Source organism: Mycobacterium sp. UNC410CL29Cvi84, assembly GCF_000686745.1.
Lineage (GTDB): Bacteria > Actinomycetota > Actinomycetes > Mycobacteriales > Mycobacteriaceae > Mycobacterium > Mycobacterium mucogenicum_B.
The window spans coordinates 1-17,152 of record NZ_JMLM01000021.1 but is presented as its reverse complement, the minus strand read 5'-3'; the positions used below and the strand labels follow the sequence as shown (position 1 = coordinate 17,152).

17 protein-coding genes are annotated in these 17,152 nt (G+C 67.1%); 11 read left to right on the top strand and 6 right to left on the bottom strand.

Features of this window, described 5'->3' with window-relative positions; all coding sequences use genetic code 11:
- Positions 1 to 52 precede the first annotated feature (52 nt).
- Genes BR47_RS0124125 through BR47_RS0124115 form a run of 3 tightly spaced genes read left to right on the top strand, consistent with a single transcriptional unit; the run spans position 53 to position 3,305 of the window.
- The gene (locus BR47_RS0124125) at positions 53 to 937 is read left to right on the top strand and encodes an SDR family oxidoreductase (protein ID WP_036427711.1); all 885 of its coding nucleotides are present in this window, start codon (positions 53 to 55) and stop codon (positions 935 to 937) included.
- Entirely contained in the window at positions 934 to 1,848 is a 915-nt protein-coding gene (locus BR47_RS0124120; RefSeq protein WP_029121044.1) for a patatin-like phospholipase family protein, read from the top strand. The genes BR47_RS0124125 and BR47_RS0124120 overlap by 4 nt, the downstream gene beginning before the upstream one ends.
- On the top strand, positions 1,848 to 3,305 hold the full coding sequence (locus BR47_RS0124115) for a flavin-containing monooxygenase (protein WP_029121043.1): 1,458 nt from the start codon (positions 1,848 to 1,850) through the stop codon (positions 3,303 to 3,305). The genes BR47_RS0124120 and BR47_RS0124115 overlap by 1 nt, the downstream gene beginning before the upstream one ends.
- Before the next feature lie 128 nt (positions 3,306 to 3,433).
- Here the strand turns inward: BR47_RS0124115 and BR47_RS0124110 are convergent, their stop codons facing one another.
- Complete coding sequence (locus tag BR47_RS0124110; RefSeq protein ID WP_029105859.1) at positions 3,434 to 3,949, bottom strand: DUF3145 domain-containing protein; 516 nt, start codon at positions 3,947 to 3,949, stop codon at positions 3,434 to 3,436.
- Between the two features lie 256 nt (positions 3,950 to 4,205).
- On the opposite strand from BR47_RS0124110, the gene BR47_RS0124105 reads away from it, so the two are divergent.
- A complete protein-coding gene (locus tag BR47_RS0124105; RefSeq protein WP_029121042.1) occupies positions 4,206 to 5,624 on the top strand; it encodes an NCS2 family permease in 1,419 nt (472 codons plus the stop codon).
- Here BR47_RS0124105 and BR47_RS0124100 read toward each other — a convergent pair.
- Positions 5,621 to 6,439, bottom strand: a complete 819-nt coding sequence (locus tag BR47_RS0124100; RefSeq protein WP_029121041.1) for a serine hydrolase domain-containing protein — start codon at positions 6,437 to 6,439, stop codon at positions 5,621 to 5,623. The two genes, BR47_RS0124105 and BR47_RS0124100, sit on opposite strands and share 4 nt — an antisense overlap.
- Before the next feature lie 113 nt (positions 6,440 to 6,552).
- Here BR47_RS0124100 and BR47_RS0124095 point away from each other — a divergent pair, with 113 nt between their 5' ends.
- The 3 genes from BR47_RS0124095 to BR47_RS0124085 are packed head-to-tail and all read left to right on the top strand — an operon-like array spanning position 6,553 to position 9,382.
- Positions 6,553 to 7,641 carry an S-(hydroxymethyl)mycothiol dehydrogenase gene (locus BR47_RS0124095; RefSeq protein ID WP_029121040.1) on the top strand — a complete coding sequence of 363 codons (1,089 nt, stop codon included), beginning with the start codon at positions 6,553 to 6,555 and terminating at the stop codon, positions 7,639 to 7,641.
- Entirely contained in the window at positions 7,638 to 8,261 is a 624-nt protein-coding gene (locus tag BR47_RS0124090) for an MBL fold metallo-hydrolase (protein WP_029121039.1), read from the top strand. Before BR47_RS0124095 ends, BR47_RS0124090 begins: the two co-directional genes overlap by 4 nt.
- Positions 8,262 to 8,314: 53 nt before the next feature.
- On the top strand, positions 8,315 to 9,382 hold the full coding sequence (locus tag BR47_RS0124085; RefSeq protein WP_029121038.1) for a class I SAM-dependent methyltransferase: 1,068 nt from the start codon (positions 8,315 to 8,317) through the stop codon (positions 9,380 to 9,382).
- Here the strand turns inward: BR47_RS0124085 and BR47_RS0124080 are convergent.
- Both BR47_RS0124080 and BR47_RS31305 read right to left on the bottom strand, forming a co-directional pair.
- A complete protein-coding gene (locus tag BR47_RS0124080; RefSeq protein ID WP_029121037.1) occupies positions 9,379 to 10,776 on the bottom strand; it encodes a GntP family permease in 1,398 nt (465 codons plus the stop codon). The two genes, BR47_RS0124085 and BR47_RS0124080, sit on opposite strands and share 4 nt — an antisense overlap.
- The gene (locus BR47_RS31305; protein WP_036427714.1) at positions 10,776 to 11,309 is read right to left on the bottom strand and encodes a gluconokinase; all 534 of its coding nucleotides are present in this window, start codon (positions 11,307 to 11,309) and stop codon (positions 10,776 to 10,778) included. The genes BR47_RS0124080 and BR47_RS31305 overlap by 1 nt, the downstream gene beginning before the upstream one ends.
- A gap of 126 nt (positions 11,310 to 11,435) precedes the next feature.
- Between BR47_RS31305 and BR47_RS0124070 the strand changes: the two genes are divergently transcribed.
- Complete coding sequence (locus BR47_RS0124070; protein ID WP_020104436.1) at positions 11,436 to 12,149, top strand: FadR/GntR family transcriptional regulator; 714 nt, start codon at positions 11,436 to 11,438, stop codon at positions 12,147 to 12,149.
- 12 nt (positions 12,150 to 12,161) lie between these two features.
- Here BR47_RS0124070 and BR47_RS0124065 read toward each other — a convergent pair whose 3' ends face one another.
- Complete coding sequence (locus BR47_RS0124065) at positions 12,162 to 12,692, bottom strand: hypothetical protein (protein ID WP_051634971.1); 531 nt, start codon at positions 12,690 to 12,692, stop codon at positions 12,162 to 12,164.
- Positions 12,693 to 12,764: 72 nt separating this feature from the next.
- Here BR47_RS0124065 and BR47_RS0124060 point away from each other — a divergent pair, with 72 nt between their 5' ends.
- The gene (locus tag BR47_RS0124060; protein WP_029121035.1) at positions 12,765 to 13,517 is read left to right on the top strand and encodes an SDR family NAD(P)-dependent oxidoreductase; all 753 of its coding nucleotides are present in this window, start codon (positions 12,765 to 12,767) and stop codon (positions 13,515 to 13,517) included.
- A gap of 66 nt (positions 13,518 to 13,583) precedes the next feature.
- Positions 13,584 to 16,076, top strand: coding sequence for a glycogen/starch/alpha-glucan phosphorylase (locus BR47_RS0124055; protein ID WP_051634970.1), 2,493 nt, complete (start codon positions 13,584 to 13,586; stop codon positions 16,074 to 16,076).
- Positions 16,077 to 16,114: 38 nt separating this feature from the next.
- Here BR47_RS0124055 and BR47_RS0124050 read toward each other — a convergent pair whose 3' ends face one another.
- A complete protein-coding gene (locus BR47_RS0124050; protein ID WP_029105927.1) occupies positions 16,115 to 16,459 on the bottom strand; it encodes a DUF732 domain-containing protein in 345 nt (114 codons plus the stop codon).
- A 261-nt stretch (positions 16,460 to 16,720) separates the two neighbouring features.
- Between BR47_RS0124050 and BR47_RS0124045 the strand changes: the two genes are divergently transcribed.
- Positions 16,721 to 17,152 (top strand): MmpS family transport accessory protein, encoded by a 432-nt coding sequence (locus BR47_RS0124045; RefSeq protein WP_029119471.1) that lies wholly within the window; start codon positions 16,721 to 16,723, stop codon positions 17,150 to 17,152.

The window sequence follows — 17,152 nt, the reverse complement described above, 5'->3', positions numbered from 1 at the left end:
TGAGTATTCGAATGAGCCGGAAAGGCTCCTACCAGCAGATACGAGGCTATCGATGCAGCTAGCACGACGCGCCATGTCACTCGACGGCGCCACAGTCATCATCACCGGAGGCGCCAGGGGCATCGGCGCCAAGACCGCCGAGCTGTTCTCACAGCACGGCGCCAACGTGTGGATCGGCGACGTCGACGCCGACATCGCCGAGCAGACGGCCCGCAAAATCCCCCGCTGTCGCAGCGCGCGCCTCGACGTCACCCGGCGCGACTCCTGGGACCAGTTCGTCGGGCAGGTCCTCAAGGACTCCGGCCGCATCGACGTCCTCATCAACAACGCCGGCGTCATGCCCCTCGGTGCCTTCGAGACCGAAGCCCAGGCGACGACCGACCTGATCCTCGACGTCAACGTCCGCGGCGTACTGAACGGCATGCGGGCCGTGATCCCCTTCATGATCACGCGCGGCAGCGGCCACGTGGTGAACGTGGCATCGATGGCCGGCATGATCCCCGTCCCGGGCATGGTCACCTACAACGCCAGCAAGTTCGCCGCGGTCGGCGCATCACTGGCGGCGCGCACCGAATACGCCGGAACGGGCGTCACGGTGTGCGCGGTGCTGCCCTCGGCAGTACGCACCGAACTCTCCTCCGGCGTCCAACTTGGCGGCGGCATGCCGACAGTCGACCCCGAAGATGTCGCGCAGGTGGTGCTGAAGACATTGCGCACCAAGGCCGCCCGCACCTCGGTACCCGAGTGGGTGGCGCCCGGCTGGGCACTGATCGACGCACTGGTCCCCGAGTTCATCCAACGTGCGGCGCGCTCGCTGATCGATGACCGCCGCGCCCTGACCGCCCTCGACCCCGTCGGCCGTTCAGCCTACCTGGAACGGATCGAACGGCAGTCGAAAGACCATGACGCCGAGTCGAACTCGGAACCGCGACGATGAAGCGGGCACTGGTCATCGGCTGCGGCGGGACCATCGGCGGCGCGTGGATCGTCGCGGCGCTGCACGCATTGCAGGAGCAGACGGGTTGGGACCCGCGGGAAGCCTCTGTGTTGCAGGGCACCTCGGCGGGCGCCGAGATCGTCACGATGCTCGGCGGCGGCGCGTCCGTCGACGACCTGGTGGCGATGCACCGCGGCACCAGTACCGACGAACGCTTGCATCAACACATCGAGGCGACGCCGCCGAGCCTGCCTCCCCTGCCGGCACCGCGGCTGCTGAACCCGGCGCTCTTGCGTAGTCAGAGCGGCCTGGCCGCGGTCACCGGTATCGCACCCACGGGGCGCGCCGACGCAACATGGCTGCAGCGCTTGGCATCCGGATTCGCCAACAAGTCGGGGTGGCTCGATCATCCGGGCTCCCGCATGGTGGCATTCGACTACCAGCGCGGCGAGCGGGTGGCTTTCGGTGCCCCTGACGCACCGAAAGCCACGGCAGGAGAAGCACTCCGGGCGTCGTGGGGTGTCCCCGGCTGGATGCCCCCGGTCAGCATCGGCGACCGCAAGTTCGTCGACGGCGGCGCCGCGTCCACCGCGTCGGTCGACCTCATCAGCCATGACGACGCCGACCTCATCTACGTCATCACCCCGATGGCCTCCGAAAGCGGCGTGCGCGCACCGGGGTTGGGCGGCATCCTTGAGCACCGGCTGCTCCGCCGTCCGATGTCGACTGTGCTGGATGCCGAGGTCGCCGCCGCCCGGGCCCGCGGCATCGAGGTCGTCGTCATCCAGCCGGACGCCGCCGATCTGGCCGGCCTGGGCGCCAACTTCATGCTGCGCGGCAAGCGGCGCGCGGCCTTCGAATCCGCCATGACCACAGCACCGAACACGGTGCGTCGAGCCTGGGAGTCCTGATGAACACACGTGATCCGCGCATCGTCATCATCGGCGCCGGCGTCGCCGGGATCGCCTCCGCGTACACCTTCCAGCAGGCCGGGTTCACCAACTTCACCATCCTGGAGAAGGGTTCGGACGTCGGCGGGGTCTGGCACTGGAACCGCTACCCAGGCCTGACGTGTGACGTGCCGTCGCACATCTACCAGTTCGCCTTCGCCCCCAAGCCCGACTGGAGCCATATCTGGGCGGGCGGCCAGGAGATTCAGGAGTATCACCGCGACGTCGTCGCGCGGTTCGGCCTCGACAACCACCTTCGACTCAACACCGAAGTCACGGCGCTGCACTACGACCAGGATGAACACACCTGGACCGTCACGACCGAGCACGAGACGCTCACCACCGATTTCGTCATCTGCGCCACCGGCGTGCTGCACCACCCCTTCACACCCGACATCCCCGGCATGGACTCCTTCGAGGGCACCGTCGTGCACACCGCCCGGTGGGACCCCGGACTGGAAACCGCGGGCAAGCGCATCGCCGTGATCGGAACCGGATCGACCGGCGTGCAGGTGGTTTCGGCGCTGCAGCCCACGGCCGACAAGCTGCTGCACTTCGCCCGGTCCCCGCAGTGGATGCTGTGGGCACCGATGAAACTGCCGCAGCTGAGTGCCGTCACCGCGCTGCTGCGCGCCATGCCGCAGCTGTATCAGGCCGTCGCCGAACGCATTCCGCTGTGGGGCTCGAGCGTCCTCGTCGACATCGTGACCAAGCCGACGTGGCGCCGCAAGCTGGTGCAGCAGTACGCGCGCCTGAGCCTACGGGCCCAGGTCCGCGATCCGAAGCTGCGTGCCGAGCTGACGCCCGACTACCAGCCGCTGTGCAAGCGGCAGGTGCTGTCGGGTACGTACTACCAGGCGATCAAGGCCCCCAACGCCCAGCTGGTCACCGATCGCATCGCCGCGTTCACGCCCACCGGCATCAGCACCACGGAGGGTGAGCACCACCGGATCGACATCGCCGTGCTGGCCACCGGTTTTCAGGCGCACAACTACATGCGCCCGATGCAGGTGGTGGGCCGCGACGGCGTCACGCTCGACGACGCGTGGGTCAAGGGCCCGCGGGCCTACCGCATGACCGCGATTCCCGGCTTCCCGAACCTGTTCACCGTGCTGGGCCCGAACTCGCCGACGGGGTCCATCTCACTGCAGTACACCGCGGAACTCACCGCGCGGTACATCGTGAAGTGGCTCAAGCGATTCGAGCGTGGCGAGATCAACGAGGTCGAGGTGACCGAGGAGGCCACCGACGAGTTCAACGCCGCGGCTGTCGAGGCCATGGAGCCGACGGTGTGGAACACCGGCTGCAACTCCTGGTACTTCAGCGAAGGCGGCACCATCGACCTGTGGCCGTTCGACGTCGCCACGATCACCAGCATGCTGAGCGAGCCGGAGCCCGAGCACTACCGGGTGAGTTGATCGGAACGATCAGTACTTCCGGGCAGCGCCCAACCGGGTGACACATTCGATCTGGGGCCGTCAACTTGCCTTGACGTCAAGGAAAGTTGACGGCTCTGGGCCAAACATGCCAAGGGAGACCGCTGGAACTACCCCACGCCCCGGTTCAACCAGCTGACTTCGCCGACCTCGGCGCCGCCGCCTCGATACGGCTCGAGCGCCTCGTCCCAGGCGGTGCCGAGCACGGTGTCGAGTTCGGCGGCGAGCATGTCGGCGCCGCCCTCCATCAACGTGCGCAGACGCTGCTCGCCGACCATGATGTCGCCGTTGGCGCTCATCGATCCGCTCCACAGCCCCAGGGTCGGGGTGTGGCACCAGCGGTGTCCGTCGACGCCGGCGCTCGGGTCCTCGGTCACCTCGAAGCGCAGCACCGACCACGAGCGCAGTGCGCTGGCGAGCTGGGCTCCGGTGCCGACGGGTCCCATCCAGTTGGTGATGGCACGCAGCTGACCGGGCATGGCGGGCTGGGGCGTCCACTTGAGGTTCGCCCGGGCCGACAGAGTCGACGAAAGCGCCCACTCCACATGCGGGCATACCGCCGCGGGAGAGGCATGGATATACACCACGCCCGTCGTCGCGTCGGCGAGTTGGTTCGACGCACGCATCATCTGCTCCTTCAGCTACACGAGGGACGTCTTCCCCAACGACCTGGTGTTGCTGAAATGTTGCAATTGTTTAGTGCGTGTCTATTGTGCCGCGTGAGACCCCTGTTGCGCTAGTCTGTCGCGCAATCTCTCAGGACGGCCACAGAATCGCACCGCGATCAGGCTCGTTGTCGACATTTGGCCAACGACCCAGCCAATTCTCGGACACAGGCCAACCCCCGCACGGAGCACCAGCGCGCCATCTATCTTCTAAGCCGTGACTGCCCTGGACCGGTTCTTCGAGATCTCCGCGCGCGGCTCCACCGTCGCCGCTGAACTGCGCGGCGGCGCGGTGACCTTCATCGCGATGGCGTACATCATCGTGCTGAACCCCATCATCCTGTCGAGCACGGCAGACATCGCCGGGCACAAGCTCCCGTTCGGCCAAGTCTCCGCGGTGACATCACTGGCGGCCGGCGCCATGACGATCCTGTTCGGCGTCGTGGCCCGGCTCCCCTTCGCGTTCGCCGCCGGGCTCGGCATCAACTCGTTCCTGGCCAGCTCCGTGGTGGGCGTCCTGACGTGGCCGGAAGCCATGGGCCTGGTGGTCGTCGAAGGCCTCATCATCGTCGCGATGGCCGTCACCGGCCTGCGGCGCATGATCTTCGACGCCGTGCCCATGCCGCTGAAACTGGCCATCACCGCCGGCATCGGGCTGTTCATCATGTTCATCGGCCTGGTCAACGCCGGCTTCGTCGCGTCGACGGGACATCCGTCGCCGCCGCTGGGTCTGGGCGCCGGCGGCACCGGCTCGGTCCGCGCGATCCCCACCCTGGTCTTCGTGTTCACCCTGCTGACCTCGGGTGTCCTGGTGGCCCGCAAGGTGCGCGGCGGCATCCTCATCGGACTCATCTCGGGCACCGTGCTGGCCGCCATCATCGAGGCGATCTGGCACCTCGGCTCGGCAACGGAGAAGGCCGGCGGCTGGAGCCTGTCCGTCCCGACGCTGTCCGGCTCGCCGTTCGCGGTGCCCAACCTGTCGCTGATCGGTCACGTGGACTTCGGCAGCTTCGGCCGGATCGGCGCCATCGCCGCGCTCATGCTGGTGTTCACGCTGCTGTTCACCAACTTCTTCGACGCCATGGGCACCATGACGGGCCTGTCCCGACAGGCCGGCCTGGCCGACGAGCACGGCAACTTCCCGCGCCTGCAGTCCGCGCTGGTCATCGAGGGCACCGGCGCGGTCGTCGGCGGCGCGGTGTCGGCATCGTCCAACACCGTCTTCGTCGAATCGGGCACCGGCATCGGCGAAGGCGCCCGCACCGGCCTGGCCAGCCTCGTGACCGGTGGCTTGTTCCTGGCCGCAATGTTCTTGACGCCGCTGACGGAGATCGTGCCCACCGAGGTCGCGGCCGCCGCGCTCGTGATCGTCGGCACCCTGATGGTCTCGGTGCTGCGCGAGATCGACTTCTCCGACTTCTCGGTGGCCCTGCCGGTGGTACTGACGGTCGCCGTCATGCCGCTGTCCTACTCGATCGCCAACGGCATCGGCGTCGGCTTCATCGCCTGGGCCGTGCTGCGCGCGGCGTCGGGACGCATCAAGGAGATCAGCCCGCTGCTGTGGATCGTCGCCGCCGGGTTCCTGCTGTTCTTCGCGCGCGGCTGGATCGACAGCATGATCGGGGTCGTCCGCTAGGCGAACTCCCGCAGGACCGCGGCCGACACCTCCGGCCAGACGGTGTGCGTCCAGTCCCCGAAATCGCGGTCCGTCAGCACGACGAGCGCCAGGTCCACCTCCGGGTCCACCCAGAGGAACGTCCCCGACTGACCGAAGTGGCCGAACGTCCGTCCCGAGTTGCCCGCGGCCGTCCAGTGCGGACGCTTGCCGTCCCGGATCTCGAAGCCCAGGCCCCAGTCGTTCGGGCGCTGCGATCCGAATCCCGGTAGCACCCCATCGAGACCCGGGAATTGCACCGAGATCGCATCGGCGTGCATAGGCGTCGACACCAGGGCCGGACGCAGCAGGTCACCGGCGAACACCGCCAGGTCGGTCACGGTGGACCAGGCGCCGTAGCCGGCGGTTTCGGCTGCCCCCGGCAGGTCGGAATCGCTCATCCCCAGCGGCTCGAAAACCGCTTCGCGCAGATACTGCGCGAACTCGATGCCGGACTCGTGCTGCAGCACCTGGGCCAGCACCGCGAACCCGACGTTCGAGTAGATGCGCCGCGTGCCGGGCGCCGCGATGGCGTCGGGCGTCTGCATCGCGAGACCCGAGGTGTGCGCGAGCAGGTGGCGCACCGTCGACCCGGGCGGGCCGGCCGGGGTGTCCAACTCAACGACGCCCTCTTCGATCGCGACCTGCGCGGCACGGGCCACCAGTGGCTTGGTCACCGACGCGAGCCGGAACGCGCGGTCGACGGGTCCGTGCGCGGCGAGCACACCGGCAGGCGACACCACCGCCGCCGCGGCGTTCGGTACCGGCCAGGAATCCAGCAGCTCGAGAGCGGTCACGCCCACGACCCTGTCACAGATCGCAGGGCCGATGGGCACGGGCCGAGCCACCGTTAACCAGACATTTGTATGGACACCATTCCAACGCTTCCCGGAGGCATTAGGTTATAGCCATGAGTCAGACAGTGCGTGGTGTGATTTCCCGGGCCAAGAAGCAGCCCATCGAGCTCGTCGACATCGTCATCCCCGATCCCGGACCCGGTGAAGTCGTCGTCGACATCATCGCCTGCGGCGTGTGCCACACCGACCTCACCTACCGCGAGGGCGGCATCAACGACGAGTATCCGTTCCTGCTCGGCCACGAAGCCGCCGGCACCGTCGAGTCGGTCGGAGAGGGCGTCACCCACGTCGCCCCCGGCGACTTCGTCATCCTCAACTGGCGCGCCGTCTGCGGCGAGTGCCGCGCCTGCAAGCGCGGCCGCCCGCACCTGTGCTTCGACACCTTCAACGCCACCCAGAAGATGACGCTCACCGACGGCACCGAACTCACCCCCGCCCTGGGCATCGGCGCCTTCGCCGACAAGACCCTCGTGCACGAACGCCAGTGCACCAAGGTCGATTCCGAAGCCGACCCCGCCGTCGCCGGACTGCTGGGCTGCGGCGTGATGGCCGGCATCGGCGCCGCCATCAATACCGGCGGCGTGACGCGTGACGACACCGTCGCGGTCATCGGCTGCGGCGGCGTGGGCGATGCGGCCATCGCCGGCGCGGCCCTGGTCGGCGCCAAGCGGATCATCGCCGTCGACACCGACAACCAGAAACTGCACTGGGCCCGCGAGTTCGGCGCCACCCACACCATCAACGCCCGCGACCTCGACGCCGTCGAGACCATCCAGGACCTGACCGACGGCTTCGGCGCCGACGTCGTGATCGACGCGGTCGGCCGGCCCGAGACCTGGAAGCAGGCGTTCTACGCCCGCGATCTGGCCGGAACCGTTGTCCTCGTTGGTGTTCCGACACCCGACATGACCCTCGAGATGCCGCTGATCGACTTCTTCTCCCACGGCGGGTCGCTGAAATCGTCGTGGTACGGCGACTGCCTGCCCGAGCGCGACTTCCCCACCCTCATCAGCCTGTACCTGCAGGGCCGGCTCCCGCTGGAGAAGTTCGTCACCGAACGCATCGGGCTCGACCAGATCGAGGACGCCTTCCACAAGATGCACAGCGGCGAAGTGCTTCGCTCGGTGGTGGTCCTCAAGTGAGTGCCATCCAGCGCGTCGTCACCAGCGGCACGTTCAGCCTGGACGGCGGCACCTGGGACGTCGACAACAACATCTGGCTCGTCGGCGACGACACGGACGTCATCGTGTTCGACGCCGCCCACACCGCGGCACCCATCATCGACGCGGTGAACGGCCGCAACGTCGTCGCCGTCGTCTGCACCCACGGCCACAACGACCACATCACCGTCGCCCCGGAGCTGTCCGCGGCCCTCGACGCCCCGGTGCTGCTGCACCCGGCTGACGAGATGCTGTGGCGGGATGTCCACCCGGACAATCCTTTTCACACCGTGGCCGACGAGCAGGTGCTCACCGTCGGCGGCCTGGAGATCAAGGCGATCCACACGCCCGGACACTCCCCCGGCTCGGTGTGCTGGCACATCCCCGAGCTCGGCGCGGTGATCTCCGGCGACACCCTGTTCCACGGCGGCCCCGGCGCGACCGGCCGCTCGTACTCGGACTTCCCGACCATCCTGGCGTCCATCTCCGAAAAGCTCGGCAAGCTACCCGGCGACACCGTCGTCTACACCGGCCACGGTGACACCACCACAATCGGCGGCGAACTGGTCAACTACGACGAATGGGTCGCCCGCGGGCACTGAATCTCGACGCACGTTCAGAGCGCGCCACACAGCTCACGGCGCTACCGTGAGACATGCCCGAGTCCAGCGTGGTGGTGCAGCCCGACCCGATCGGGAGTTCGCGCCTGCAGACCATCGGACTCCGCACGGCCACAAAGCTTTTCGAACAGGCTGCCGCCGAGGTGCCGCTCCCGGCGGCGCCGCGGCCGGTGGTGATCGCCGAGTACGGCTCGGGCAACGCGCACAACGGACTGCTGCCCATCGGCGCGGGTATCACCGCGTTGCGCAAACGCGTCCGGCCCGAGCATCCGATCGCGGTGACGCACACCGACATCCCCGACAACGATTTCAGCGCCCTGTTCCGCACCTTGCGTGACGATCCGTTCAGTTACCTGCGTGCCGATCGGGCCACCTTCGCGTCAGCGGTGGGCCGGTCGTACCTCAGCCAGATTCTGCCGTCGGAAGGTGTGCACCTGGGCTGGTCGGCGTGGGCCATCCAGTGGCTCAGCCGCATGCCGGCCGACATCCCCGATCACATCCAGCCGTCCTTCAGCGCCGACGCGCAGGTGCGCGCGGCGTACGCCCGGCAGGCGGCGCACGACTGGCACGAGTTCATCGCGTTCCGCGGCCGCGAGTTGAGTCCGGGCGGCCGGCTTGTGGTCATGACCATGGGCCAGCACGACGACGGGCGGCCCGGCCTCGAGCCGCTCTTCGACGGTCTGATGCACGCGCTGTCCGACCTGCAGGACCAACGGCTCGTCACCGCCGAGGAAGTGCGGCGCATGCGCCTGCCGATCGTGGGCCGCAGCGAAGCCGACTTCCGGTCACCGTTCGCCCCCTCGGGTCGCTTCGAGCGCCTCCGGATCACCCACCTCGTGGTGGCCGACGAACCGGACCGCTTCTGGCTGCGGTACCAGACCGACGGTGACGCAACGGCTTTCGCCAAGAGCTGGGTCGGTTTCACCAGGGCGGCGGTGTTCGGCACCCTCCTGGAGGTGCTCGAGCCCGCCGACCCGGCGCGCCGATGTCAGGTCGCCGACGCCCTTGACGCCGCACTGATCGAGCTGCTGTCCGCCGCACCGCGCCCGATGCCGATTCCGGTGGCGCACATCGTCGTTGAGAAACAGCAGCGCGAGAGCTAGACGAACACGTCCAGGATCAGGACCATGGCCAGACCGGACACCGACAGCACGGTCTCCATGATCGACCACGTCTTGATCGTCTGACCGACGCTCAGCTTGAAGTACTCCTTGACCAACCAGAACCCCGCGTCGTTCACGTGGGAGAAGAACAGCGAGCCGGCGCCGACGGCGAGGACCACCAGGGACAGCTCGCCCGAGCCCATCCCGTGAACGAGGCCGAGAATCAGCGACGACGCCGTGATGGTGGCGACGGTGGCCGACCCCGTGGCCAGCCGGATCAGGACCGCGAGCACCCAGGCCAGCACGAGCACCGAGATGTGCACACCTTCGGCCCAGCGCGCCAGCATCGTCCCGATGCCGGTGTCGACCAGCACCTGCTTGAATCCACCGCCCGCGGCGACGATCAGGAAGATGCCGGCGACCGGGGGCAGGCTCGACTCGATGCACTTGGTGATCGCGGTGCGGTCCATCCCGGCACCCCGGCCGAGGGTGACGGTGCCGACCACGACGGCGATGAGCAGCGCGACCAGCGGCGTGCCCACAGCGTCGAAGATCCGGCGGAACCACTGCGTCTTGTCGTCGATGAAGATGTCGACGAGGGCCTTGCCCAGCATCAGTGCGACGGGCAGCAGCACCGAGAACAGCGTGACGCTGAAGCGGGGCCGCTTGCCGTGTGCCCGAAGGGCTTCCGGATCGGTGGTGAAGGTGTCCGGTGCCGCGACGACGACCCACTTGCCGGCGAGGCGGCCGAACAGCGGGCCCGCGACGACGATCGTCGGGACCGCGACGAGCACGCCGAGTCCGAGCGTGACCCCGAGGTCGGCATTGAGCAGTCCGACGGCGGTCAGCGGCCCGGGATGCGGCGGCACGAAACCGTGCATGGCCGACAGACCGGCCAGCGCCGGGATGCCGATGGTGATGAGCGACTGCTGCGAGCGCCGGGCCACCAGGTAGATGACGGGCATCAGCAGCACCAGCCCGATCTCGAAGAACATCGGCAGCCCGATGATCGCGCCGACCAGTGCCATCGCCCAGGGCAGGGCGCGGGGCGAGGCGGCTCCGACGATGGTGTCGACGATCTCGTCGGCCCCGCCGGAGTCGGCGAGCAGTTTGGCGAACATCGCGCCGAGCGCGATCAGGATGCCGACGCCGGCCGCCGTCGCACCGAAGCCGTCGGAGAACGATTTGAGGACGGCGGTGAGGTTCTCACCGGCCGTCAGCCCCACCGTCAGCCCACCGAAGATCAGGGACAGGAACGGGTGCAGCTTGACCAGCGTGATGAGTACGACGATGACGCCGATGCCGGCCACGAAGGCCAGAATCAGCTGCGTCGCCGAGGAGACCGGCTCGATGAGTTTGGGTGCGTCGGCGAGGACGGTGACGGCGGTGCGCATCAGATCTTCTCCCCGTCGCTTCGCTCGCCCCGTCGGTTCTCCCCTTGGGTGCGCGAAATGTATTCCTCGACAATGGAATCGATGCTCTGTCCGACGTCGATCACGATTCCCGCCTCATCGGCTCGCAGGGGTTCCAGGGTTTCGAACTGTGAGGCCAGCAGCGAGGCCGGCATGAAGTGGCCGGGCCGGCTGGCCTGCCGGGCGCCGATGACCTCGGGCGTGCCGAACAGGTGCAGAAACCGGGTTTCCGGGCAGTGGCTGCGCAGCTGCACGCGGTACTTGTATTTCAGCGCCGAACAGCTCATCACGCCGCCGGTGCCGCAGTGCTCCCCGAGCCATTGCCCGATGGTCTCGAGCCAGGGCCGGCGATCGTCGTCGTTCAGCGGGTGACCGGCCTTCATCTTCGCGATGTTGGCGGCGGGATGGAAGTCGTCCGCATCGGCGAACGGCACGCGGAGCCGCTGCGCGAGCGCCGCGCCGACGGTGGACTTGCCGGATCCTGAAACGCCCATGACGACGATGGGTGATGGCATCTTCTGCACCCGCCCTTGTTGTGGTTTGACTCACACAGCGTGACGCAAAAGTCATACTTTTTCAAGAGGCATTCGTAAAACATCAGTTCTAAGTTAGATCGACGGAGTTATGACAGGATGTTATGCGTGGCCACGCCTTCAAACGTCAGCGATCTGCACGACAACGTGCTGAGCGCGCTGGGGGCCGCGGTGGTCTCCGGTACCTACGCCCCCGGCGAGGTGATCACCCTCGAAGGAGTGAGCGCGGAGCACGGCGTCTCCCGCAGTGTCGTGCGGGAAGCGATCCGGGTCCTCGAATCGATGGGCATGGTCGCCTCGCGCCGCCGGGTCGGCATCACCATCCAGCCCGCCGCCAACTGGAATGTGTTCGACCCCAGGCTGATTCGCTGGCGACTCGAGTCCGGCGACCGGGCCGCCCAGTTGGTGTCGTTGTCCGAATTGCGGCGCGGATTCGAACCCGTGGCGGCCGCCCTGGCCGCCGAGCGCGCCGACCCGCACCAGTGCCGGATCATGGCCGCCGCCGTGTCGGACATGGCGGTGCACGGGCGCGACGGCAACCTCGAGGCATACCTACTGGCGGACAAGATCTTTCATCAGACGCTGCTGGAGGCCAGCGGCAACGAGATGTTCCGCGCACTGAACGCGGTGGTGTCGGAGGTCCTCGCTGGGCGCACCCACCACGGCATGATGCCCGACTCCCCCAATCCGGCGGCAATCGCGCTGCACGACGAGGTGGCCCGTGCCGTGCGGATGCGCGATCAGGCCGGCGCCGAACGCGCCATGCGCGCCATCATCGACGAGGCCGCCGCGGCGGTCGCCGAGGAGCAGGGCTCGTCCTGATCGGCCCGGCCGTCAGCGGCAGCGCTTCAGACCGTCGTTGGGGTCACAGAACAGCGGGAACTGCTGCACCGGAATCGGCAGCGGCTTCTGGAATTCCAGCCGGAACGACTTCTTGGTCATGGCCGCCGGCACGCCGCACTGTTCGTTGTTGGTGGTGGTCCGGGTACCGGTCCAGTTCGTGTCTTCCCACTCGTAGGTTTCGACGAGCTTCATCTTGGTGCCGTCCGGGCACGTGAAACCCTGGAGGTCGGTCTGGGTGAACATCCAATGTCCCTCACCGCCGGTCTGGCGGGCATCGCCGCCCAGCGTTCCGCCGTACTGGTCGGAGCCGACGTGCACGAGGCAACCCACCGGCAGTTCCAGGTTGTTGCGCAGATCGCCGACGGTCGGGGCGCAGACAGGCCAGATGGTCCACACGCTCATCGGCGTGCCGTCTTGGATGTAGGTGTAGATGCCCTCGGGCAGCCGGATGTTGTCGGCCTGCGCCGGCGCTGCCGTCCCGAAGAGTGCGCCCGCTGCGGCGAAGCCAAGACTCGAAACCATAGCGAGAACACGTTTCATTTTCACCGCCCGAGTATCGCAAACGACTGGCCCACGGCGTGAGAAAGTCACCGTATGAGTTCACTCAGCGGGAGAGTTGCGTTGATCACCGGGGCCTCGGCCGGGCTGGGCGCGGCCACGGTCAAGGTGTTTGCCGAACGCGGCGCTTCGGTCTTCGGTATCGCGCGGGACGCCGAGCGCATGGCGACGGTGTTTGCCGACGCCTACGGCGACGAGCCCGGCGGCGCATTCGCCGCGGTGGACATCAGCACGGCCGACGCCTGCCGGCAGGCGGTCGAGGACTGCATCGCGAAATTCGGCCGGCTCGACGTCCTGGTGAACGTCGCCGGCTTCCACGTCATGCGGCACACCCTGTCGGTGACCGACGAAGACTGGGACCGCGACCTCGCGGTGAACTTGAACGGCCCGTTCTACCTGACGCGCGCGGCGCTGCCGCAGCTGCTGGAGAACGGCGGCAACATCGTCAACGTCTCCTCGATCGCCGGCGTCGAAGGCGAGATCTACTCGGCCGGCTACTGCGCCGCCAAGCACGGACTGATCGGGCTGACGCGCGCACTGGCGGTCGAGTACACCAAGGAAAAACTCCGGGTCAACGCCGTCTGCCCGGGCGGCATGCTGACCGCGCAGGTCACCGAGTTCGCCGCGCCCGAGAACGCCGACTGGGACCTGATCATGCGCATCGCCGCGCCGCGCGGCTTCATGGAACCGCGGGACGTGGCGAACGTGATCGCGTTCCTGGCCAGTGATGACGCCGCCGCGATTCACGGTTCGGTGTACCGCGTCGACAACGGCAAAGGCCCGGCGTGACCGGTTTCTCACCAACTGTCAAACGAAGTTAACGCGCCGTACTCACGAGCGCGGTTCAATCCGTGGGTGACCGACTTCGCGCTGACCGAATCCACCAACGGCACCCGTGAGCCCAGCCGCACCGGCCGCTCCGCCGAAGCCCTCGGCCGGGCCATCGCCGACCACCTGCGCTACTCGATCGGCCGGCCGGCGGCAGCCCTGCAACCGACGCACTATTACCGCGCGCTCGCCTTGGCGGTTCGCGACCGGATGCAGGACAACCGCACCGCCTCGACCCAGACCTCGCTGGATCTGGGCAACAAGGTCACGTGCTACCTGTCGGCCGAATTCCTGATGGGTCCGCAGCTCGGAGCCAACCTGCTCAACCTCGGCATCGAGGACGCCGCCCGGGATGCGCTGGCCGAACTCGGCCAGGACCTCTACGAAGTCCTGGCGTGCGAGGAGGAGCCCGGTCTGGGCAACGGTGGCCTGGGCCGGTTGGCCGCGTGCTACCTCGATTCGCTTGCCACGCTGGAACGCCCGGCGATCGGATACGGCATCCGCTACGAATTCGGCATCTTCGACCAGGAGATCCACGACGGCTGGCAGGTCGAGAAGACCGACAACTGGCTGGACAACGGCAACCCCTGGGAGATCGCCAAGCCGGACGTCAACTACCTGGTCGGTTGGAGCGGGCACACCGAGCACTACCTCGACGACGCCGGCCGCGACCGCATCCGGTGGGTGCCCGGCCGCCTCATCAAGGGCGTCGCCTACGACACGCCGATCCAGGGCTACGGCGTGAAGACCTGCAATGTGCTGACGCTGTGGAGCGCGCGGGCGGTCAAGGAGTTTGCGCTGGAGGCGTTCAACACCGGCGACTACTACAAGGCCGTCGAGGACGAGGTGACCTCGGAGACCGTCACCAAGGTGCTGTACCCGAACGACGAGCCGGAGGCGGGTAAGCGGCTGCGCCTGCTGCAGCAGTACTTCTTCGTGTCCTGCTCGCTGCAGCACGTCCTGCACATCATGGACGACCTCGCCGACGCGTCGGTCCACGACCTGCCCGAGCGATTCGCGTTGCAGCTCAACGACACCCACCCGTCGATCGGCGTGGCCGAACTGATGCGCCTGCTCATCGACGAGCGCCGCCTCGACTGGAACACGGCCTGGGGCATCACGGTGGCGACCTTCGGCTACACCAACCACACACTGCTGCCCGAGGCCCTGGAGACGTGGCCACTGGGGCTGTTCAGCGAAAGCCTGCCGCGGCACCTCGAGATCATCTACGAGATCAACAGCCGTTTCCTGGACGAGGTTCGCGCGAAGTTCCCCGGTGACGAGGACCGGGTCCGCCGGATGTCACTGATCGGCGAGGACGGCGGCAAGACGGTCAAGATGGCCTACCTGGCCACCGTCGGCAGCCACGCGATCAACGGCGTCGCGGCGCTGCACTCCGAGCTGCTCAAGGACAGCGTGCTCAAGGACTTCTACGAGATGTGGCCCGAACGGTTCTCCAACAAGACCAACGGCGTGACGCCACGGCGGTTCGTGGCCCTGTCCAACCCGGGTCTGCGCGCCCTGCTCGACCGCACCGTCGGCGAGGGCTGGCTGACCGACCTGGACCGGCTGCGCGGACTGGAGGCATTCGCCGACGATCCGGCGTTCCGGCAGGAGTGGCGGGCCGTCAAGCGCGCCAACAAAGCCCGGCTCGCCGAATTGGTACAGACCGAGACCGGTATCGAACTCGACCCCTCCTGGCTGTTCGACATCCAGGTCAAACGCATCCACGAATACAAGCGCCAGCACCTCAATGTGCTCAACATCGTCACGCAGTATCTGCGGCTGAAGCAGAACCCGGGCCTGCAGATGGCGCCGCGCGCGTTCATCTTCGGCGGCAAGGCCGCCCCGGGCTATTTCCTCGCCAAGCGGATCATCAAGCTGATCACCGCCGTGGGCGACATGATCAACGTCGATCCTTCGGTGAATCAGTTCATGAAGGTGGTGTTCCTGCCGAATTTCAATGTGCAGAACGCGCACCTGATCTACCCGGCGGCAAACCTCTCCGAGCAGATCTCGACGGCGGGCAAGGAGGCCTCCGGCACCGGCAACATGAAGTTCATGATGAACGGCGCGTTGACGATCGGAACGCTCGACGGCGCCAACGTCGAGATCCGGGAGGAGGCCGGTGCGGACAACTTCTTCCTGTTCGGCCTGACGGTCGACGAGGTCGAAGCGCTCAAGCGCGACGGCTACCGGCCCGCCGATTACATCGCTGCCAACCCCGAACTGGCTGCGGTGCTCGACCTGATCGAGCACGGCCACTTCTCCCACGGTGACACCGAGGTGTTCCGACCCTTGGTGCACAACCTGCGCTACGACGACCCGTTCCTGGTGTGCGCGGACTACGCGTCCTACGTGGCGTGCCAGGACGAGGTGAGTGCGGCCTGGCAGGACCGCGACCACTGGTCGCACATGTCGATCCTGAACACCGCCCGCAGCGGAAAGTTCTCCTCGGATCGGGCCATCGCCGAATACTGCGACGACATCTGGGACGTCTCGGCGCTGACGGTGCACTGAGGCACCGCCAGGGCCGAGTGCGGCTAGGGCCCCGGCTGCTAGTGCGCGAGCGCGACCAGCAGGTCGTGCTTCTCCGGGCAGTACGTGTCGAACGCGGCGTTGAGGAACTGGTACACCTGCTGCTCCGAGCTGCTGTTGCGCGGCAGGTTCTTCTTCAGGAACGCCGCGGAGTCGGTGGCGCTGTGGTCGACGTTATTGTCGAGCCGCTGGCAGGTGATCTTGCCGATCCAGGCGTTGTAGTCCTTGGGACCGTAAATCCCGTAGGTGTGCAGCTGGTTGGCGAAATCGGTGTCGGGATCGGCCTGCGCGGGGACGGCCATCCCGACGGCAAGGGCGGCTGCGGCGAATGAACCCGCAACTGCGGCGAGAGTGCGTGCCTTCATGTGACGGAGTCTATTCGTGCTGGTTGCCATGTGCCCCTGCTCCCTGAACAGTCGTCGCCGCCTGTTCAATCCCATTGAACTGCTGCGTATTTGGTTCGATCAGCTGCGCGTTACCGGCTACGGTGATACGAGCCACCCACAGCGAAGGTTTCCCATGATTAACTTAACTGGTCTAATCTAACACTTAAATGACCTAATCTGTCGCGGTCAGGGTATGGGAAGTGGGGAGCAGCACGTGCAGTCGACCATGGTGTCCGCAGCGTGATCGGCAATGCGCTCAAGAAGGCGTGGATCCCGTTGCTCATCCTCGCCGTGGCCCTGGTCGCCGGCTTCACCGTGCAACGCGTGCGCGGCTACTTCGGCCAGAACCCCGTCATCGTCACCCCGCGCAACTTCGCCGACGACGCCAAACCGTTCAAGCCCAAGGTCGTCACCTACGAGATCACCGGCACCGGCAGCTACGCCGACATCAACTACCTCGACCTGGACGCCAAGCCGCAGCGCATCGACCACGCCCCGCTGCCGTGGAAGCTCACTCTGTCCACCACCGCACCGGCAGCCTCGCCCAACATCGTCGCCCAGGGCGACGGTGACTCCATCACCTGCACCGTCCACGTCGACGACGAACTCAAAGACACCCGAACCTCCACCGGCGTGCACGCCCAGACCTTCTGCCTGGTGAAATCTGCATGA